At 55.5% G+C, this 20,777-nt stretch carries 17 protein-coding genes; 13 read left to right on the top strand and 4 right to left on the bottom strand.

What is annotated here, in order from left to right; translation table 11 throughout:
- The first annotated feature begins 186 nt into the window (after nt 1-186).
- Genes fruB through fruA form a run of 3 tightly spaced genes read left to right on the top strand, consistent with a single transcriptional unit; the run spans nt 187 to nt 3,957 of the window.
- Entirely contained in the window at nt 187-1,317 is a 1,131-nt protein-coding gene (fruB, locus tag EQV24_RS06365; RefSeq protein WP_045903361.1) for a fused PTS fructose transporter subunit IIA/HPr protein, read from the top strand.
- On the top strand, nt 1,317-2,255 hold the full coding sequence (gene fruK / locus EQV24_RS06360; RefSeq protein ID WP_014170919.1) for a 1-phosphofructokinase: 939 nt from the start codon (nt 1,317-1,319) through the stop codon (nt 2,253-2,255). Before fruB ends, fruK begins: the two co-directional genes overlap by 1 nt.
- 16 nt (nt 2,256-2,271) lie before the next feature.
- Nucleotides 2,272-3,957, top strand: a complete 1,686-nt coding sequence (fruA, locus tag EQV24_RS06355; RefSeq protein WP_023619758.1) for a PTS fructose transporter subunit IIBC — start codon at nt 2,272-2,274, stop codon at nt 3,955-3,957.
- Between the two features lie 74 nt (nt 3,958-4,031).
- Here the strand turns inward: fruA and nfo are convergent, their stop codons facing one another.
- Nucleotides 4,032-4,889 (bottom strand): deoxyribonuclease IV, encoded by an 858-nt coding sequence (nfo, locus tag EQV24_RS06350; protein WP_013097964.1) that lies wholly within the window; start codon nt 4,887-4,889, stop codon nt 4,032-4,034.
- Between the two features lie 64 nt (nt 4,890-4,953).
- A complete protein-coding gene (locus tag EQV24_RS06345) occupies nt 4,954-6,000 on the bottom strand; it encodes a YeiH family protein (protein ID WP_013097963.1) in 1,047 nt (348 codons plus the stop codon).
- Between the two features lie 97 nt (nt 6,001-6,097).
- Between EQV24_RS06345 and yieE the strand changes: the two genes are divergently transcribed.
- From yieE to cirA, 3 genes are all read left to right on the top strand, one after another.
- Nucleotides 6,098-6,964: a DNA-binding transcriptional regulator YeiE gene (yieE, locus tag EQV24_RS06340; protein ID WP_029883079.1), complete on the top strand. Its 867-nt coding sequence runs from the start codon at nt 6,098-6,100 to the stop codon at nt 6,962-6,964.
- A 158-nt stretch (nt 6,965-7,122) separates the two neighbouring features.
- Nucleotides 7,123-8,592, top strand: a complete 1,470-nt coding sequence (locus EQV24_RS06335; RefSeq protein WP_013097961.1) for an amino acid permease — start codon at nt 7,123-7,125, stop codon at nt 8,590-8,592.
- Between the two features lie 226 nt (nt 8,593-8,818).
- Nucleotides 8,819-10,789 (top strand): catecholate siderophore receptor CirA, encoded by a 1,971-nt coding sequence (gene cirA / locus EQV24_RS06330; protein WP_130626335.1) that lies wholly within the window; start codon nt 8,819-8,821, stop codon nt 10,787-10,789.
- 52 nt (nt 10,790-10,841) lie between these two features.
- Here the strand turns inward: cirA and fghA are convergent, their stop codons facing one another.
- On the bottom strand, nt 10,842-11,678 hold the full coding sequence (fghA, locus tag EQV24_RS06325) for an S-formylglutathione hydrolase (RefSeq protein ID WP_095427709.1): 837 nt from the start codon (nt 11,676-11,678) through the stop codon (nt 10,842-10,844).
- 138 nt (nt 11,679-11,816) lie between these two features.
- On the opposite strand from fghA, the gene EQV24_RS06320 reads away from it, so the two are divergent.
- From EQV24_RS06320 to mglC, 7 genes are all read left to right on the top strand, one after another.
- Nucleotides 11,817-12,965: a YbfB/YjiJ family MFS transporter gene (locus tag EQV24_RS06320; RefSeq protein WP_130626334.1), complete on the top strand. Its 1,149-nt coding sequence runs from the start codon at nt 11,817-11,819 to the stop codon at nt 12,963-12,965.
- Between the two features lie 102 nt (nt 12,966-13,067).
- Entirely contained in the window at nt 13,068-13,736 is a 669-nt protein-coding gene (gene folE / locus EQV24_RS06315; protein WP_013097957.1) for a GTP cyclohydrolase I FolE, read from the top strand.
- A gap of 18 nt (nt 13,737-13,754) precedes the next feature.
- On the top strand, nt 13,755-14,912 hold the full coding sequence (gene yeiB / locus EQV24_RS06310; RefSeq protein ID WP_130626333.1) for a DUF418 domain-containing protein YeiB: 1,158 nt from the start codon (nt 13,755-13,757) through the stop codon (nt 14,910-14,912).
- Nucleotides 14,913-15,067: 155 nt separating this feature from the next.
- A complete protein-coding gene (gene galS, locus EQV24_RS06305; RefSeq protein WP_020690130.1) occupies nt 15,068-16,090 on the top strand; it encodes an HTH-type transcriptional regulator GalS in 1,023 nt (340 codons plus the stop codon).
- Between the two features lie 295 nt (nt 16,091-16,385).
- Nucleotides 16,386-17,384 carry a galactose/glucose ABC transporter substrate-binding protein MglB gene (gene mglB / locus EQV24_RS06300; RefSeq protein ID WP_014832691.1) on the top strand — a complete coding sequence of 333 codons (999 nt, stop codon included), beginning with the start codon at nt 16,386-16,388 and terminating at the stop codon, nt 17,382-17,384.
- 80 nt (nt 17,385-17,464) lie between these two features.
- Nucleotides 17,465-18,985, top strand: coding sequence for a galactose/methyl galactoside ABC transporter ATP-binding protein MglA (gene mglA / locus EQV24_RS06295; RefSeq protein WP_029883073.1), 1,521 nt, complete (start codon nt 17,465-17,467; stop codon nt 18,983-18,985).
- 15 nt (nt 18,986-19,000) lie between these two features.
- Entirely contained in the window at nt 19,001-20,011 is a 1,011-nt protein-coding gene (gene mglC / locus EQV24_RS06290; RefSeq protein ID WP_013097952.1) for a galactose/methyl galactoside ABC transporter permease MglC, read from the top strand.
- Nucleotides 20,012-20,046: 35 nt separating this feature from the next.
- Here the strand turns inward: mglC and sanA are convergent, their stop codons facing one another.
- Nucleotides 20,047-20,760 (bottom strand): outer membrane permeability protein SanA, encoded by a 714-nt coding sequence (sanA, locus tag EQV24_RS06285; protein ID WP_023619764.1) that lies wholly within the window; start codon nt 20,758-20,760, stop codon nt 20,047-20,049.
- Nucleotides 20,761-20,777 lie beyond the last annotated feature (17 nt).

The raw sequence follows: 20,777 nt of genomic DNA, 5'->3' as shown, positions 1-20,777 counted from the left end.
GAGGAAGAAATGTGCTGCATCTCTAAATTCTGCAATCAGAAATGTAACTTTCCTTGCAACGTCTTGCAGAAAGCGCAAGACTTTTTGAAACGTTTCAGCGCTATCTTGTTTTAACAAACGGAGCAGGCTAGCGCATTTTTTCTCAGTGAAGCTGAAACGATTCACTTTCAGCAGGAGAGGAGAACCATGTTCCAGTTATCTGTACAGGATATCCACCCGGGCGCTCAGGCCGGGAACAAAGAAGAGGCCATTCATCAGGTTGCCGCTGCCCTTGTGCAGGCCGGCAATGTGGCTGAAGGCTACGTCAACGGCATGCTGGCGCGTGAGCAGCAGACCTCGACCTTCCTCGGCAATGGCATCGCCATTCCGCACGGCACCACTGACACCCGCGATCAGGTGCTGAAAACCGGCGTTAAGGTTTATCAGTTCCCGCAGGGCGTAGTGTGGGGCGAGGGGCAGGTGGCTTACGTGGCCATCGGTATCGCGGCCAGCAGCGACGAGCACTTAGGTTTGCTGCGTCAGCTGACGCATGTGCTGAGCGATGACGCCGTGGCCGAGCAGTTGAAATCTGCCACCACCGCTGAAGAGCTGCGCGCTCTGCTGATGGGCGAAAAACAGAGCGAAGCGCTGAAACTGGATAACGATACGCTGACGCTGGACGTTGCCGCGACCGATCTGGTGACGCTGCAGGCCCTGAACGCCGGACGCCTGAAAGAGGCCGGGGCAGCAGACGCCACCTTTGTTACCCGCGTCATTAACGATAAGCCTCTCAATCTGGGCCAGGGAATCTGGCTGAACGACAGTGCTGAAGGCAACCTGCGGAGTGCTATCGCGGTGAGCCGTGCCGCAAGCGCCTTTGACGTAGACGGTGAAAGCGCTGCACTGCTGGTGACCGTCGCCATGACCGATGACCAGCCGGTTGCCGTGCTGAAGCGTCTGGGCGATCTGCTGCTGAACAACAAAGCTGAAAAACTGCTGAACGCGGATGCCGCCACCGTGCTGGCTCTGCTGACCAGTGATGATGCGCTGACGGATGACGTGCTGAGCGCAGAGTTCGTTGTACGTAACGAGCACGGCCTGCATGCCCGTCCGGGCACCATGCTGGTGAATACCATTAAACAATTTGAAAGTGAGATCACCGTGGCTAACCTGGATGGCACGGGCAAAGCGGCCAATGGTCGTAGTCTGATGAAAGTTGTCGCGCTGGGCGTGAAGAAGGGTCACCGTCTGCGTTTCACCGCGCAGGGTGCGGATGCTGAACAGGCGCTGAAAGCGATTGGCGATGCCATCGCGGCGGGTCTGGGGGAGGGCGCATAATGAGCAGACGTGTTGCGACTATTACGCTGAACCCGGCTTATGACCTGGTGGGGTTTTGCCCGGAGATTGAGCGCGGCGAAGTAAACCTCGTGCGTACCACTGGCCTGCATGCTGCAGGCAAAGGGATTAACGTCGCGAAAGTGCTCAAGGATCTCGGTATCGATGTCACCGTGGGGGGATTCCTCGGTAAAGATAACCAGGATGGTTTCCAGCAGCTGTTCAGCGAGCTGGGCATTGCTAACCGTTTCCAGGTTGTTCAGGGCCGTACCCGTATCAACGTCAAACTGACGGAGAAAGACGGGGAAGTGACCGATCTGAATTTCTCTGGCTTTGAAGTGACGCCGTCTGACTGGGAGCGTTTTGTTAACGATTCTCTGACCTGGCTGGGCCAGTTCGACATGGTGTGCGTCAGCGGCAGTCTGCCATCCGGCGTAAGCCCGGAAGCCTTCACCGACTGGATGACGCGCCTGCGCAGCCAGTGCCCGTGCATCATCTTTGACAGCAGCCGTGATGCGCTGGTCGCCGGCCTGAAAGCGTCCCCGTGGCTGGTGAAGCCTAATCGCCGTGAACTGGAGATCTGGGCTGGCCGGAAGCTGCCAGAATTAAAAGATGTGATTGACGCTGCCCATGCGCTGCGCGAGCAGGGTATCGCTCACGTGGTGATTTCGCTTGGTGCAGAAGGGGCGTTGTGGGTTAACGCGTCTGGCGAATGGATCGCCAAACCGCCGTCGGTTGACGTTGTCAGCACCGTTGGCGCAGGGGATTCGATGGTTGGAGGTCTGATCTATGGCCTGCTGATGCGCGAATCCAGTGAACATACTTTACGTCTTGCCACCGCCGTTGCAGCCCTGGCCGTGAGTCAGAGCAATGTCGGCATTACCGATCGTACCCAGTTAGCCGCGATGATGGCGCGCGTTGACTTAAAACCTTTTAACTAACAGCAGGAGAGGAATAATGAAAACGCTGCTGATTATTGACTCCGGTCTCGGACAGGCTCGCGCCTATATGGCGAAGACCCTGCTGGGAGCGGCGGCGAACAAAGCACATCTGGAAATGACCGATAACCCGGGCGACGCTGAACTGGCGATTGTGCTGGGTGATAAGGTCCCGGCTGACAGCGCGCTGAACGGCAAAAAAGTGTGGCTGGGCGATATTAATCGCGCGGTGGCACATCCGGAACTGTTCCTGAGCGAAGCGAAAGGCCACGCGTCTGTCTACAGCGCACCGGCTGCGGCAGCACCGGTTGCTGCCACGGGCCCGAAACGCATTGTGGCGGTGACAGCTTGTCCGACGGGCGTCGCGCATACCTTTATGGCGGCTGAAGCGATTGAAACCGAAGCGAAAAAACGCGGCTGGTGGGTGAAAGTTGAAACCCGTGGCTCGGTGGGTGCGGGCAATGCCATCACCCCGGAAGAAGTGGCGGAAGCCGATCTGGTGATCGTTGCGGCGGATATCGAAGTGGATCTGGCGAAATTCGCGGGTAAACCGATGTACCGCACCTCTACCGGTCTGGCGCTGAAAAAGACCGCGCAGGAGTTTGATAAAGCGCTGGTGGAAGCCCAGCCTTATCAGGCAACCGGTGCGGCTAAACCGGCTACCGAAGGGAAAAAAGAATCTGCGGGCGCCTATCGTCACCTGCTGACCGGTGTGTCTTATATGCTGCCGATGGTGGTGGCGGGCGGTCTGTGTATCGCACTGTCATTCGCGTTTGGTATCACCGCATTTAAAGAAGAAGGGACGCTGGCTGCGGCGTTAATGCAGATTGGTGGCGGCTCCGCGTTCGCGCTGATGGTGCCGGTGCTGGCAGGCTTTATCGCCTTCTCCATCGCTGACCGTCCGGGTCTGACGCCGGGTCTTATCGGCGGTATGCTGGCCGTGAGCACCGGTTCCGGCTTTATTGGCGGTATCATTGCCGGTTTCCTGGCGGGCTACGTCGCGAAGCTTATCAGCTCGAAGCTGAAGCTGCCGCAAAGTATGGAAGCCCTGAAACCGATTCTGATCATTCCGCTGATTTCCAGCCTGGTGGTCGGTCTGGCGATGATTTACCTGATTGGTAAGCCGGTGGCAGGTATCCTGGCGGGTCTGACCCACTGGCTGCAAACCATGGGCACGGCAAACGCGGTGCTGTTGGGTGCTATCCTCGGTGGCATGATGTGTACCGACATGGGTGGTCCGGTAAACAAAGCGGCCTATGCATTCGGTGTTGGCCTGCTGAGTACCCAGACCTACGCGCCAATGGCGGCCATTATGGCGGCCGGTATGGTGCCACCGCTGGCGCTCGGACTGGCAACGATTATTGCGCGTCGTAAATTCGACAAAGCGCAGCAGGAAGGCGGCAAAGCAGCGCTGGTACTGGGCCTGTGCTTTATCACCGAAGGGGCGATTCCGTTCGCTGCCCGTGACCCAATGCGTGTTCTGCCTTGCTGTATCGTTGGCGGCGCGGTGACCGGGGCTATCTCAATGGCGATTGGCGCGAAGCTGATGGCACCGCACGGTGGTCTGTTCGTTCTGCTGATCCCAGGCGCTATCACCCCGGTACTGGGTTACCTGCTGGCGATTGTTGCCGGTACGCTGGTGGCGGGGCTCTCTTACGCGGTGCTGAAACGCCCTGAAGCGGAAGCGGTGGCAAAAGCAGCCTAAAAGTGGTGTCGGGTGGCGGTTTCGCCTTACCCGACCTATAAAAAAGCCGGACGCTTAACGCGATCCGGCTTTTTTTATGCCGCCTGTTCAGCGGTCTGCTGTGCCTTCAGCCAGGCGATCTCTTCCGCCCAGATATCCGGATTGATGGTTTCCAGCACCATGGGGATACCATCGAAACGGGCGTCCTGCATGATAAAGCGGAACGCATCATGGCCAATATTACCTTCACCCAGGCTGTGGTGACGGTCTACGCGGCTGCCAAAGGCGCTTTTGGCATCGTTTAAGTGCATTCCGCGCAGATACTTAAAGCCTACCACGCGTTCGAACTCATCGAAGGTGTTTTTCGTGGCCTCGGTTGTACGCAGGTCGTAACCGGCTGCAAATGCGTGACAGGTATCGATACATACGCCCACGCGGGATTTATCTTCCACGCCGTCAATGATGGCGGCCAGATGTTCAAACTTAAAGCCGAGGTTGCTGCCCTGACCGGCGGTATTCTCGATCACCGCGGTAACCCCCTGGGTTTTATCCAGCGTGATGTTAATGGACTCCGCAATGCGTGCCAGGCAGGCCTCTTCGTCTATCTGCATCAGATGGCTACCCGGATGGAAATTCAGCAGCGTCAGCCCAAGCTGCTCGCAGCGCTGGACTTCATCCAGAAACGCTTCGCGGGACTTCTCCAGCGCTTCCTGAACCGGATGGCCGAGGTTGATCAGATAGCTGTCGTGGGGAAGGATTTGACCCGGCCCGTAGTGGTACTTCTCACAGGCGGCTTTGAAATCATCTATGACATCAGCGGTAAGCGGCGCGGCGCGCCACTGGCGCTGGTTTTTGGTGAACAGGGCGAAAGCGGTCGCCTCAATTTCGGCGGCGCGAATGGCGGCATTCGCAAGGCCACCGGCAGCGCTGACGTGCGCTCCAACGTATTTCATAAAGGGACTCCTGTTAACCCGAAATGCGTATCATAACGGGTTAACAGGGGAAGGATGTAGTGGTTTATGCCATCAGGCTGTGGACCACGAGGTTAATCGCGCCGCCACCCACAATCAGCCAGATGAAGAGCACCAGCGCCATCAGCAGCGGTTTCGCACCGGCTTTTTTCAGCGCGCTGACGTGCGTGGTCACCCCCAGCGCCGCCATCGCCATCGCCAGCAGCACGGTATCCAGCGTCACCAGCATATCGACCACCGCTTTTGGCAGCAGGTGGAAGGAGTTGAAAATCGCCACCACGATAAACAGGATCGCAAACCACGGTATGGTGATTTTACTCTTCTGATTACCACCCGCGGGCGCAAGCTGTTTCACGCGGGCGGCCAGGATAATCAGGAAGGGTGCCAGCATCATGACGCGCAGCATTTTAGCAATCACCGCGGCGTTTTCTGCTTCCGGGTTAATGGCATGACCCGCCGCCACGACCTGCGCCACTTCATGCATGGTTGAGCCAATGTAGATGCCATAGGTTTCCGGGCTAAACCAGTGGGCCACCAGCGGATACATGGCCGGGTAGAGGAAAATAGCCAGCGTACCGAAGATCACCACGGTCGCGACCGCCACCGTAACTTTGCTGGATTCCGCCTTGACCACAGGTTCGGTTGCCAGCACCGCCGCCGCACCGCAAATACTGCTCCCGGCACCGATCAGCCAGCTGGTCTGTTTATCCAGGCCAAAGATTTTCTGCCCGATAAAGCAGGCCAGTAAAAAGGTGCTGGTCAGGGTCAGGACGTCAATGGCGATACCGCTAATGCCAACATCCGCAATCTGTGAAAAGGTGAGGCGAAAGCCGTAAAGAATGATCCCGAGGCGCAGCAGATGCTGCTTGGCAAAAATAACGCCGCCATCACAGGACTTCCAGATGTGCGGGTAAACGGTGTTACCCACGACCATGCCGAGCAGGATCGCCAGCGTTAAGGCGCTAAAACCGGCACCGGCGACGGCGGGAATGCTGCCGCCCCATAATGCCACACCGGTGACGACCGCGCTGAGCGCAAGACCCGGCACGAAGTGCCACAATGTACGATGATGCTGTAAGGTGATTTCTGACATAACCTTCTCCTTTGTCTGGCTAAAGGTTACGGCGCGCTGGTTTAAAAATAAAATTGATTATATACTTATAATCAATCTATATAAGTGGTAAGCAACCATGCACATTACTTTGCGTCAGCTGGAAGTTTTTGCCGAAGTGCTGAAAAGCGGGTCGACGACCCAGGCCTCGCAGATGCTTTCGCTTTCCCAGTCTGCGGTCAGCGCCGCGTTAACCGATCTTGAGGGCCAGTTGGGCGTGCAGCTCTTCGACAGGGTAGGGAAGCGGCTGGTGGTTAACGAACATGGCCGCCTGCTTTATCCCCGCGCGCTGGCACTGCTGGAACAGGCAACGGAAATTGAACAACTCTTCCGGGAAGAGAACGGTGCCATCCGCGTGTATGCCAGCAGCACCATCGGGAACTATATCTTGCCGGAAGTGATCGCCCGCTATCGCCGGGATTTCCCGACCCTGCCGCTGGAGATGAGCGTGGGGAACAGTCAGGATGTGATTAATGCGGTAATCGATTTTCGCGTGGATATCGGTCTTATCGAAGGGCCATGCCATAACGTCGATATCATTGCGGAACCCTGGCTGGAAGATGAGCTGGTGGTCTTCGCCTCACCCGCCTCGTCGTTATTGCAGGGTGAAGTAACCCTGGAACGTCTGGCGCAGGCGCAGTGGATCCTGCGTGAGCAGGGCTCCGGCACGCGGGAAATTGTTGATTATCTGCTGCTCTCCCATTTGCCGCATTTCCAGCTGGGGATGGAGCTGGGCAACTCAGAGGCAATCAAGCATGCGGTGCGACATGGCCTTGGGATCAGCTGCCTTTCACGACGGGTCATTATTGAACAGCTTGAGGCCGGAACGCTGGTTGAAGTTCCGCTTCCGCTGCCCAAACTGGTGCGCACGTTGTGGTGTATTCACCATCGTCAGAAACATCTTTCCAGCTCGCTGCAGCGTTTTCTGCGCTATTGCGCCATGTAAAAGCGCCCCTCACCCCAATGGGGAGAGGGAAAAATTATGCTTTACTTATAATCCTGGCCGAGTCATGAAGCTCTCTTATAACTCAGTATTTCTGCCGGAAGGAACGCGGATCGTCTGCTACAATCGCGCCTCATTTATTAGATGGACAGCATTTTCACATGGTTTCAGAAACTAAAACCACAGAAGCGCCCGCGCTACGCCGCGAACTCAAGGCGCGTCACCTGACGATGATCGCCATCGGCGGCTCAATCGGTACAGGTCTTTTCGTTGCCTCCGGGGCAACCATTTCGGCAGCTGGCCCGGGTGGGGCACTTTTCTCTTATATCCTGATTGGCCTTATGGTCTACTTCCTGATGACCAGCCTGGGCGAACTGGCCGCGTACATGCCGGTATCCGGTTCGTTTTCGACCTACGGTCAGAAATACGTTGAAGAAGGCTTCGGCTTCGCGCTGGGCTGGAACTACTGGTACAACTGGGCGGTCACCATCGCCGTTGACCTTGTCGCCGCACAGCTGGTTATGACCTGGTGGTTCCCGGACACGCCAGGCTGGATCTGGAGTGCGCTGTTCCTCGCGGTCATCTTCCTGCTGAACTACATCTCCGTTCGCGGCTTTGGCGAAGCGGAATACTGGTTCTCTTTGATCAAAGTGGCAACCGTCATCATCTTTATCGTCGTCGGTGTGGCGATGATCGTTGGTATTTTCAAAGGGGCGGAACCGGCCGGGTGGAGCAACTGGACGATTGGCGATGCGCCGTTTGCCGGTGGTTTCTCGGCGATGATTGGCGTGGCGATGATTGTTGGCTTCTCCTTCCAGGGCACCGAGCTGATTGGTATTGCCGCCGGTGAGTCTGAAAACCCGGAGAAGAACATTCCGCGCGCGGTGCGTCAGGTATTCTGGCGTATTCTGCTGTTCTATGTGTTCGCGATCCTGATTATCAGCCTGATTATCCCGTACACTGACCCAAGCCTGCTGCGAAACGATGTCAAAGACATCAGCGTCAGCCCGTTCACGCTGGTCTTCCAGCATGCCGGTCTGCTCTCTGCGGCGGCGGTAATGAATGCCGTTATCCTGACAGCGGTGCTGTCTGCGGGTAACTCCGGTATGTACGCCTCAACCCGTATGCTCTATACCCTGGCCTGTGACGGTAAAGCGCCGCGTATTTTTGCAAAACTGTCTCGTGGCGGTGTGCCGCGTAACGCGCTGTATGCCACAACGGTCATTGCTGGTCTGTGCTTCCTGACCTCCATGTTCGGTAACCAGACGGTCTACCTGTGGCTGCTCAACACCTCTGGTATGACGGGCTTTATTGCCTGGCTGGGGATTGCCATCAGCCACTACCGCTTCCGTCGCGGCTATGTTATGCAGGGACACGATCTGAACAACCTGCCGTACCGTTCCGGGTTCTTCCCGCTGGGGCCGATTTTCGCCTTCATTCTGTGTCTGATTATCACCCTGGGCCAGAACTATGAAGCGTTCCTGGCGGACACCATTGACTGGGGCGCCGTAACGGCCACCTACATTGGTATTCCGCTGTTCCTGGTGATCTGGTTTGGCTACAAGCTGATGAAAGGAACGCACTTCGTTCGCTACAGTGAAATGGAATTCCCTGAACGATTTAACAAATAAACCGCACTTCCTCTCTTTTAGCCCGCTCATTTGAGCGGGCTTTTTTATCTCCACATTATGCAGAACGGATATAATTTTTAACAATTTAATTGATAATAATAATCGTTTGCTTTATCGTTACGTCAAAATAAGCAGACCACCGACCCGCCGGAGATGCGGGCGGAGCAAAAGGCATTGTGGGCAATAATCTTTTGATTTAGTTGTATTTACCTCATGGAGATATGGAATGTTTAGGTTGAATCCCTTCGTCAGGGGAGGACTTTGTGCGTCCGCAATGTCCCTGGCACTGCCTGTCATCGCTGCGGAATCCAGCGACACACTGGTTGTCACGGCGTCAGCGACTGAGCAAAACCTGAAGGACGCACCGGCGAGCATCAGCGTCATCACCCAGGAAGACCTGCAGCGTAAACCCGTTCAGAACCTGAAAGATGTGTTGCAGGACGTACCGGGCGTGCAGCTCACTAATGAAGGGGACAACCGTAAAGGGGTAAGTATTCGCGGTCTGGACAGCAGCTATACGCTGATCCTGATCGACGGTAAGCGTGTTAACTCCCGCAACGCCGTCTTCCGCCATAACGATTTCGATCTGAACTGGGTTCCGGTCGATGCGATCGAGCGGATCGAAGTGGTGCGCGGGCCAATGTCCTCGCTCTACGGCTCAGATGCGCTGGGCGGCGTGGTGAACATCATCACCAAAAAAATCGGTCAGAAGTGGACGGGCACCCTGAGTGCCGACTCCACCATTCAGGAACACCGCGATCGCGGGGACACCAACAACGGCCAGTTCTACACCAGCGGCCCGCTGGTGGACGGCGTGCTGGGGCTGAAGGCCTACGGCAGTGTGTCTAAGCGTGAAAAAGACAAGCAGCAAGAATCGTCTACCACAACGAGCGGTGAAACGCCGCGCATTGAGGGCTTCACCAGCCGCGATGCCAACGTGGAATTCGCCTGGACGCCGACGGAAAATCATGACTTTACCGCAGGCTATGGTTTCGACCGCCAGGATCGTGATTCCGATTCCCTCGATAAAAATCGCCTTGAGCGCCAGAACTACTCTCTGAGCCACAACGGCCGATGGGGGACAGGCAACAGCGAACTGAAAGTTTACGGCGAGAAGGTGGACAACAAAAACCCGGGTAACAGCCATACCATCACTTCCGAGAGCAACGCCGTTGATGGTAAATACGTGCTGCCGCTGGGTGAAATCAATCAGCTGCTGACCTTCGGCGGCGAATGGCGTCACGACAAACTGAAAGATCCGGTAAACCTGACCGGCGGCTCCGGCAGCGCGACCTCTACCAGCCAGTATGCTCTCTTCCTTGAAGATGAATGGCGGATATTTGAACCGCTGGCGCTGACTACCGGCATTCGTATGGACGACCACGACACCTACGGCGATCACTGGAGTCCGCGAGCGTATCTGGTCTATAACGCGACCGATACCGTCACGGTGAAAGGGGGCTGGGCAACCGCGTTTAAAGCGCCATCCCTGCTGCAACTGAGTCCGGACTGGATCACCGGATCGTGTCGCGGTGCCTGCGAGATTGTCGGTAACCCGAACCTGAAACCGGAAACCAGCGAAAGCTTTGAACTCGGGCTGTACTACAGCGGGGAAGAGGGATGGTTAGAGGGCGTGCAGGCCAGCATTACCACCTTCCAGAACAATGTTGATGACCGTATCAGCATCAGCCGTACGGCGAACGTTGACCAGGCTAAGAGCTACCCGAACTACGTGGGGCTGAATGCTGACGGTGAACCGATCTTCCGCTATTACAACGTCAACAAGGCGCGTATTCGTGGCGTGGAAACCGAGCTGAAGATCCCGGTGGCTGAGGACTGGAAGCTGACGCTGAACTATACCTACAACGACGGGCGTGATATTAGCAACGGCGGCAACAAACCGCTGTCCGAACTGCCGTTCCATACCGCCAACGGTACCGTGGACTGGAAGGCGACGCAGGACTGGTCGTTCTACGTCCAGGGCCACTACACCGGCGAGAAACGTGCGTTAACCAGCGCAGACGCAACGCCGGGCGGCTATGTCATCTGGAATACCGGCGCGGCATGGCAGGCAACGAAAAGCGTGAAGCTGCGCGCGGGCGTGCAGAACATGCTGGATAAAGATCTGAGCCGCGACGATTACAGCTACACGGAAGATGGCCGCCGCTACTTTGTGGGTGTGGATTATAAGTTCTGATGTGGTTTTCATGCCCGGTGGCGCTTCGCTTACCGGGCAAAAAAGACCGCACTTACCCGAACAAATGCTCCGCATGGAAGCGGAGGTGATCCTCAATAAAGGATGCAATGAAATAGTAGCTGTGGTCATATCCGGGCTGAATACGCAGCGTCAGCGGCCAGTCTTTCTGACGTGCGGCTTCAGCCAGCACGGCGGGCTGTAGCTGTCCGGCCAGGAACTGATCCGCATCACCTTGATCGACAAGCGTCGGGATCGCATTTCCAGGCTGGCTCGCCAGCATCAGGGCACAGCTGTCCCACTCCTGCCAGCGTTGTGCGTCATCGCCCAGATAGTTCGTAAAGGCTTTCTGCCCCCACGGTACCTGGGTGGGGTTCACTATTGGCGCAAACGCGGAAACGCTGGTGTATCTGCCAGGATTTTTTAGCGCCATGATCAACGCGCCGTGCCCACCCATGGAATGCCCGCTGATGGCACACCGGTTGCTTACTGCAAACTCACGCTGGATCAGGGCTGGCAGCTCGTCGGCAATGTAGTCGTACATGCGGTAATGGCTCGCCCACGGCTGCTCTGTGGCGTTCAGATAGAACCCGGCCCCTTTGCCCAGATCATATCCGGCATTGTCCGCCACCTCATCGCCACGCGGGCTGGTGTCTGGCATCACCAGGGCGATACCCAGCTCAGCCGCCACACGCTGCGCGCCCGCTTTGGTGGTGAAATTTTCATCGTTACAGGTTAATCCCGAGAGCCAGAACAGAACCGGGGGCTTAGCACCCTCTTCAGTGGGCGGCAGGAAAATGCTGAACGTCATGGCACAGTTCAGGACAGTGGAGTCGTGGCGCCAGCGCTGCTGTCGACCTTCAAAACAACGATGCTCTTCGAGCAGTTCCATGCAAGGCTCCTTAATGCGAATTGCTATTCATTCAGCCCATAATACAGAGTTTTCATTTACCTGTGAGCAACTTTCACTTTCGCAAGACAGCGAGATCCTGCATCATAAATTTACTTTTTATTAACAACTGGAGCGGTCATGGCGCTGCGAATTGCGCTCAGTGGATTTGTGGTTCTGGTGGTAGCGATGGGAATTGGGCGCTTCGCGTTTACCCCTCAGGTGCCGCTGATGATTGCCGCCGGGCAACTCACGCTCACCAGCGCAGGTCTGGTGGCGGCGATGAACTATCTGGGCTATCTGGTGGGCGCATGGGATGCGATGCGCGCCCATCGCTTCGTTGAAACCCGCCTTTGGCTGGGTATTACTGGCGCTGTGGCGCTGACGCTGCTTTCCGCCGCAGCGGATAACGCGCTGGTACATGGTCTGCTGCGCTTTGTGATTGGCTGCATGAGCGGCTGGTCGATGGTGCTGATTGCCGCCTGGACCAACGAGCGGCTGGGGCAACTGGGTAAACCGGGTTTGAGCGCGGCCGTGTTTGCCGGGCCGGGCGCAGGTATCGCCCTGAGCGGACTGCTTGCGGTCTATATTCACGCAAAAGCGTTGTCGGCCGGGGCCGCATGGCAGATTTACGGCGTGCTGGCGCTGGTGCTTATCACACTGGTTGCCCGCTATTTACCGCGTGCCGGGCAACTGCACCGGCCGGGCAGCGCGCCTGAACCCCTTATTCTGACGAAAGATTTGAAGTGCCTGGTCTGGAGCTACAGCCTGGCCGGATTTGGCTACATCCTGCCTGCAACATTTTTATCACAAATGGCGGCCGTGCGTTTTCCCGGCAGCCTGTTTGCACAGTTTGTCTGGCCGATATTTGGCGCTGCCGCTGTTGTGGGCATCGTGCTCAGTATCGTTTTGCGTCACACCTCTACCTCGAACCGCAGGCTGGCTATCGTGCTGTGGTTACAGGGGGCGGGTGTGCTGGCGGCGTGGCTACTGCCGGGAATTGGCGGCTTGCTGACGGGCGGCCTGCTGGTCGGCGGCGGATTCCTGTGTGCCGTTCAGCTCTCTTTACTCTACGGGCGCGAGCTGGCACCCGAACATACCCGCTATATGGCGGGGCTACTGACTACCGGTTATGCCATTGGACAGCTGGTGGGGCCGATGACCTCGGCGTTATCCACCTGGCTTACCCACAAGCTTGAGCCTGCGCTGGGGCTGGCGGGCATTGCGCTGTTCATTGCGGGCGCGCTGGTGTGGAACCGTCAGGCCGAAAGGCAGCAGCAATTGCAATAATTATCGTCGTGAATACTGGATTATGTGCGCGGCCTCACGCACAATGAGCGCACACTTTTGCCACAACGAGGGCAAAAGACGCCACACCTGCAGGAGAAAAGAATGTCATCACTCAGTAAAGAAGCGGCCCTTGTCCACGAAGCTCTGGTTGCGCGCGGTCTTGAAACGCCACTGCGTCCACCCGTTCAGGAAGTGGATAATGAAACCCGTAAGCGTCTGATTGCCGGGCACATGACCGAGATCATGCAACTGCTGAATCTCGATCTGAGCGACGACAGTCTGATGGAAACGCCGCATCGCATCGCAAAAATGTATGTCGACGAAATTTTCTCCGGCCTGGACTACGCCAACTTCCCGAAAATCACCGTCATTGAAAACAAAATGAAGGTGGATGAGATGGTGACGGTGCGCGATATCACGCTGACCAGCACCTGCGAGCACCACTTCGTGACCATCGACGGTAAAGCGACCGTGGCTTACATTCCAAAAGATACGGTGATTGGTCTGTCCAAAATCAACCGTATCGTGCAGTTCTTTGCCCAACGCCCACAGGTGCAGGAGCGTCTGACGCAGCAGATCCTGACCGCGCTGCAAACGCTGCTGGGCACCAATAACGTCGCGGTCTCTATTGACGCGGTTCACTACTGCGTGAAGGCGCGCGGTGTACGTGATGCCACCAGTGCGACCACCACCACGTCGCTGGGCGGTCTGTTTAAATCCAGCCAGAACACCCGCCAGGAGTTCCTGCGCGCCGTGCGTCACCACAACTAATCAGACAGGGCAGGGACCATGGAGCGAAACGTCACGCTCGATTTTGTTCGCGGCGTCGCCATTCTCGGTATCCTGCTGCTTAATATCTGCGCCTTCGGTCTGCCGAAGGCCGCTTATCTCAACCCCGCCTGGTATGGCGAGATCACCCGTCGCGATGCCTGGACGTGGGCAATCCTCGATCTCTTTGCTCAGGTGAAATTCCTCACCCTCTTTGCGCTGCTGTTTGGCGCCGGTCTGCAACTGCTGCTCAAACGCGGCACCCGCTGGATCCAGTCACGTCTGACCCTGCTGGTGCTCCTTGGCTTTATTCACGGCCTGTTCTTCTGGGACGGTGATATTCTTCTCGCCTATGGATTAGTCGGGCTGATTTGCTGGCGACTCATCCGTGATGCGCATAGCGTCAAAAGCCTGTTTAACACCGGCGTGATGCTCTATGTCATGGGGCTTGGCGTGCTGCTGTTGCTGGGCATGATCGCCGGCGACGCAACAAGCCGCTCGTGGATACCGGACGCCGCCAACCTGCAGTATGAGCAGTTCTGGAAGCTAAAAGGCGGCGCGGAAGCGATAAGCAATCGCGCGGATATGCTGGGCGATAACCTGCTGGCACTGGGGGCGCAATACGGCTGGCAGCTGGCGGGGATGATGCTGATGGGCGCATCCCTGATGCGCACCGGCTGGCTGAAAGGGGAATTTAGCCTGCGCCACTATCGTCGCACCGGAGTCTTGCTGGTGCTGCTGGGCGTGGCGATCAATCTCCCGGCGGTGATTGCGCAGTGGCATCTACACTGGGATTACCGCTGGTGCGCTTTCCTGCTGCAGGTTCCGCGCGAGCTCGGTGCCCCGTTCCAGACCATCGGCTACGCCGCGCTCATCTATGGCTTCTGGCCGCAGCTCTCCCGCCTCTGGATTGTCAGTGCCGTTGCCTGCGTTGGCCGCATGGCGTTAAGCAATTACATTCTGCAGACCCTCATCTGCACCACGCTGTTCTATCGATTCGGCCTGTTTATGAAATTCGACCGTCTTACGCTGGTGGCGTTTGTTCTTCCGGTCTGGACGATAAACCTGGCGTTTTCGGTTCTCTGGCTGCGGTATTTCCGCCAGGGGCCGCTGGAGTGGGCGTGGCGTCAGTTAACCGCAAAAGCGTCAGGTGTTTCATTGAATAATACATCCAGATAACGATCTGGATCACAATCATTAACAAAATGGATGTAACCGTTTTCATCTGTGTGAGCTTCTTCACGTAGTCCCCTTTCTCTCGCTGCCAAAATAGCCACCTTGCTAAACACAGGGGGTGTCTGTGAGTTGCTGCAATCCTTTTAAGGATGGTGAATATGATCACCATTCGTGACGTCGCCCGTCAGGCGGGCGTTTCTGTGGCCACCGTCTCTCGCGTGCTGAACAACAGCGCGCTGGTCAGCCCTGAAACCCGTGAAACCGTAATGAAAGCCGTGACCCAACTGGGTTACCGCCCCAATGCTAACGCGCAGGCGCTGGCTACGCAGGTCAGTGACACCATTGGCGTGGTGGTGATGGACGTGTCGGATGCGTTTTTTGGCGCGCTGGTGAAAGCGGTGGATGTTGTTGCCCAGCAGCACCAAAAGTATGTGCTGATCGGCAACAGCTATCATGAAGCAGAAAAAGAGCGCTATGCCATCGAAGTGCTGATCCGCCAGCGTTGTAACGCGCTGATTGTGCATTCAAAAGCCCTGAGTGATGAGGAACTTGCCGGATTTATGGAGCAAATCCCCGGCATGGTGCTCATCAACCGGATTGTGCCCGGCTATGCCCACCGTTGCGTGGGGCTGGATAACGTGAGTGGCGCCATGATGGCCACGCGCATGCTGATTAATAACGGGCACCAGCGAATCGGTTATCTGGCCTCCAGCCACGCGATTGAGGACGACGAACTGCGTCGCGAAGGCTGGCAAAATGCTCTGAAAGAGCACGGCATTGCGCCTGCTGAAAGCTGGGTAGGCACCGGTACCCCGGACATGCAGGGAGGGGAGGCGGCGATGGTCGAGCTGCTGGGCCGTAACCTACAGCTCTCCGCGGTGTTTGCCTACAACGACAGCATGGCTGCCGGAGCACTGACGGCGTTAAAAGATAACGGCATTGCGGTGCCACAGCATTTGTCGTTGATCGGTTTTGACGATATTCCCATTGCCCGTTACACCGACCCGCAGCTGACAACGGTACGCTATCCCATTGTCTCGATGGCCAAACTGGCGACTGAGCTGGCGTTACAGGGCGCGGCAGGGCTGCTTGATACGGGAGCAACACACTGTTTCATGCCGACATTAGTGCGCCGCCATTCGGTCTCTGCCCGGCAAATTGTGGTTCCGATCACTAACTGATAAAGCCAGCTGATGTAACCGTTTTCAATCTGTGAGTAAATTCACAGTATCTTAACAAGGCGCTGACTATGATGTCAGCGTTTTAGGGGCTGAAACGCTATGTAACAGTGATTATTCACTTTCACTATAGCCAACGTGCCGCAAACAACGAATAAAACGCATTTCTGGAGCGTTACCGAACACGGAAGATAGAAATTTTATAAGTGAACTTCGGCTGTCAGTAACGTTTTATTAACACCTGCCCGCCGATCGTTATTCACAAGAACTACCCTGCATAAAAAAAACCGGAGATACCATGAATAAGAAGGTGTTGACTCTGTCTGCTGTAATGGCAAGCATGCTTTTTGGTGCAGCAGCGCACGCTGCGGATACCCGTATTGGTGTGACTATCTATAAATACGACGACAACTTCATGTCTGTTGTGCGTAAAGCGATCGAGAAAGATGCTAAAGCAGCGCCAGATGTTCAGCTGCTGATGAATGACTCCCAGAACGACCAGTCCAAACAGAACGATCAGATTGACGTCCTGCTGGCAAAAGGCGTGAAGGCGCTGGCAATCAACCTGGTTGACCCGGCTGCTGCAGGCACAGTTATCGAGAAAGCGCGCGGCCAGAACGTGCCAATCGTCTTCTTCAACAAAGAACCTTCCCGTAAAGCGTTGGACAGCTATGACAAAGCGTATTACGTCGGTACTGACTCCAAAGAGTCCGGTATTATTCAGGGCGATCTGATCGCGAAACACTGGGCGGCCAACCCGAACTGGGATCTGAACAAAGACGGCCAGATCCAGTTTGTGCTGCTGAAAGGCGAGCCAGGCCACCCGGATGCTGAAGCGCGTACCACTTACGTTGTCAAAGAGTTGAACGACAAAGGTCTGAAAACCCAGCAGCTGGCTTTAGATACCGCGATGTGGGATACAGCTCAGGCGAAAGATAAAATGGACGCGTGGCTGTCTGGTCCTAACGCGAACAAAATTGAAGTGGTCATCGCTAACAACGACGCGATGGCAATGGGTGCGGTAGAAGCCCTGAAAGCACACAACAAATCCTCTATCCCTGTGTTCGGCGTGGATGCGCTGCCAGAAGCGCTGGCACTGGTGAAATCAGGTGCGATGGCCGGTACCGTATTGAACGATGCCAACAACCAGGCGAAAGCCACCTTCGATCTGGCGAAAAACCTGGCCGACGGTAAAGGTGCGGCAGATGGCACCAACTGGAAAATCGACAATAAAATCGTTCGCGTACCTTACGTGGGCGTAGACCAGTCCAACCTGGCTGAGTTTATCGGTAAATAAGATAGTTAGTTATGTCTCCACAGGGCGCAACATGTTGCGCCCTTTTATAACGCGATATGCGAGGCCAACAAGGTATAATTATGGTCAGCACAACTACTCCGTCGTCCGGTGAATTCTTGTTGGAAATGAACGGCATCAACAAGTCGTTTCCCGGTGTTAAGGCACTCGATAATGTTAATTTAAAAGTTCGGCCTCATTCAATTCATGCCTTAATGGGTGAAAACGGTGCCGGTAAATCAACATTATTAAAATGTCTTTTTGGGATCTATCAAAAAGATTCTGGCAGCATTCTTTTTCAGGGGAAAGAGATCGATTTCCATTCAGCGAAAGAAGCACTGGAAAACGGTATCTCTATGGTTCACCAGGAATTGAACCTGGTACTGCAACGCTCGGTAATGGATAATATGTGGTTGGGACGTTATCCAACCAAAGGTGTTTTTGTCGATCAGGACAAAATGTACCGTGACACCAAAGCCATTTTCGATGAGCTGGATATTGATATTGATCCGCGTGCCCGCGTGGGAACATTATCCGTCTCACAAATGCAGATGATCGAAATTGCCAAAGCGTTCTCTTATGATGCCAAAATTGTCATCATGGATGAACCGACATCGTCATTAACGGAAAAAGAGGTTAACCACCTTTTTACCATTATTCGTAAGCTAAAAGATCGCGGCTGCGGCATTGTTTATATCTCCCATAAAATGGAAGAAATCTTCCAGTTGTGTGATGAGATAACCATCCTGCGCGACGGCCAGTGGATTGCCACTCAGCCTCTCGAAGGGCTGGACATGGACAAGATCATCGCCATGATGGTGGGCCGTTCCCTGAACCAGCGTTTCCCGGACAAAGAGAACAAGCCGGGTGAGGTGATCCTTGAGGTGCGTAATCTGACCTCGCTGCGTCAGCCCTCTATTCGCGACGTCTCCTTCGACCTGCACAAGGGCGAAATTCTGGGCATTGCAGGCCTGGTCGGGGCAAAACGTACCGATATCGTCGAAACCCTGTTTGGTATTCGCGAGAAAGCCGAAGGCACCATCACGCTGCACGGTAAGAAAATTAACAACCACAACGCCAACGAAGCCATTAATAATGGTTTTGCGCTGGTGACGGAAGAGCGTCGTTCGACCGGTATTTATGCCTATCTGGATATTAACTTTAACTCGTTAATTTCTAATATCCGTAACTATAAAAACAAAGTGGGTCTGCTGGATAACTCCCGCATGAAGAGTGATACCCAGTGGGTTATTGACTCTATGCGCGTAAAAACGCCGGGGCATCGTACGCAAATTGGTTCGTTGTCGGGCGGCAACCAGCAAAAAGTCATTATCGGTCGTTGGTTATTAACGCAGCCAGAAATTCTGATGCTGGATGAACCAACCCGCGGTATTGACGTCGGCGCGAAGTTTGAAATTTATCAGCTGATCGCTGAACTGGCGAAAAAGGATAAAGGGATCATTATTATCTCTTCCGAAATGCCGGAATTGTTAGGGATCACAGACCGTATTCTGGTTATGAGCAATGGTCTCGTTGCCGGTATTGTTGACACGAAAACGACAACGCAAAACGAAATTTTGCGTTTAGCGTCTTTGCACCTTTAAGATCAGGGGCTCCTCATGAGTGCGTTAAATAAAAAAAGTTTTCTCACTTATCTGAAAGAAGGCGGTATTTACGTTGTTCTTTTAGTATTGCTGGCCATTATCATTTTCCAGGACCCTACGTTCTTAAGTCTGCTGAACCTGAGTAACATTCTGACTCAGTCTTCCGTGCGTATTATCATCGCGCTGGGCGTGGCGGGGCTCATCGTCACCCAGGGGACTGACCTTTCCGCAGGGCGCCAGGTCGGCCTGGCGGCGGTGATCGCGGCAACCCTGTTGCAGTCGATGGAAAACGCCAACAAGGTGTTCCCGGAAATGGCGACCATGCCCATTTTCGTGGTGATCCTGATTGTCTGCGCCATCGGTGCGGTGATTGGTCTGATTAACGGTATCATCATCGCTTACCTGAACGTGACGCCATTTATCACCACCCTGGGTACGATGATCATCGTTTACGGTATCAACTCCCTGTACTACGACTTCGTCGGTGCGTCCCCCATCTCGGGCTTCGACAGCGGTTTCTCGACCTTCACGCAAGGATTTATTGCGCTGGGCAGCTTCCGCCTGTCGTACATCACTTTCTACGCGTTGATTGCGGTGGCGTTCGTCTGGATCCTGTGGAACAAAACCCGCTTTGGTAAGAACATCTTCGCTATCGGGGGTAACCCGGAAGCAGCGAAAGTGTCCGGCGTGAACGTGGCCCTGAACCTGCTGATGATTTATGCCCTGTCCGGTGTGTTCTATGCCTTCGGCGGGATGCTGGAAGCGGGCCGTATCGGCTCTGCCACCAACAACCTCGGCTTTATGTACGAACTGGATGCGATTGCCGCCTGCGTGGTGGGCGGGGTCTCCTTCAGCGGCGGTGTGGGTACCGTGCTTGGCGTGGTCACCGGTGTGATCATCTTTACGGTCATCAACTATGGTCTGACCTACATCGGCGTGAACCCGTACTGGCAGTACATCATCAAGGGTGCCATTATCATCTTCGCGGTTGCGCTGGATTCACTGAAATACGCGCGTAAGAAATAACCTTCCTGAAAAGTTAAACCCGCCGTATGGCGGGTTTATTTTTTCTTCTGCATGTCCAGCAGCTGCTCCGGCGTCACCGCAGGGTAACCCTGCGCATCTTCCGGTACTTCATGCATGGCCGGAATCGGCACCAGGGGGCCTAAAAAGCGCGGTTCACGTTTGAAGATATAGAGATCGGCCAGCGCGCCAAAGCGAGCGCCAAACTCACGCACGCGCACGCTCAGCATATCTTTTGGCGAGGGCACCGCATAACACTGCGCCTGAATGCCCATGTGCAGCGCGATAAACAGCGCACGTTCGCAGTGGAAGCGCTGGGTGATGATGATGAAGTCGTTGGTGTCGAACACTTTGCGCGTGCGCACGATGGAGTCGAGCGTGCGGAACCCGGCGTAGTCGAGCACGATATCTGCCGGATCAACGCCTGCGGCAATCAGGTCTTTGCGCATGGTGACCGGTTCGTTGTAGCTTTGCAGCGCGTTATCGCCGCTTAACAGCAGGTAATTGACCTTGCCGCTGTTGTAGGCGTTGAGCGCGCCCTGAATGCGGTAGCGGTAATACTGATTGATGACACCGGTGCGGTAATACTTCGCGGTGCCGAGCACCACACCCACCTGGCGATAGGGCAGGTCCTGCAGGTCATCAAAAATGTAGGGGGCCGTTTTCCAGCTCATCCAGCGGTCGAGACCCAGCACGATCAACAGCAGTATGCCGACCAGGACAGACAGGCTGTAAAAAACGCGCTTTAACATGCAGATGGCTCGTACCG

The sequence above is a fragment of the Enterobacter sp. A8 genome (assembly GCF_004296595.1).
GTDB classification, from domain to species: domain Bacteria; phylum Pseudomonadota; class Gammaproteobacteria; order Enterobacterales; family Enterobacteriaceae; genus Enterobacter; species Enterobacter cloacae.
This window is presented reverse-complemented; position numbering and strand designations above follow the sequence as displayed.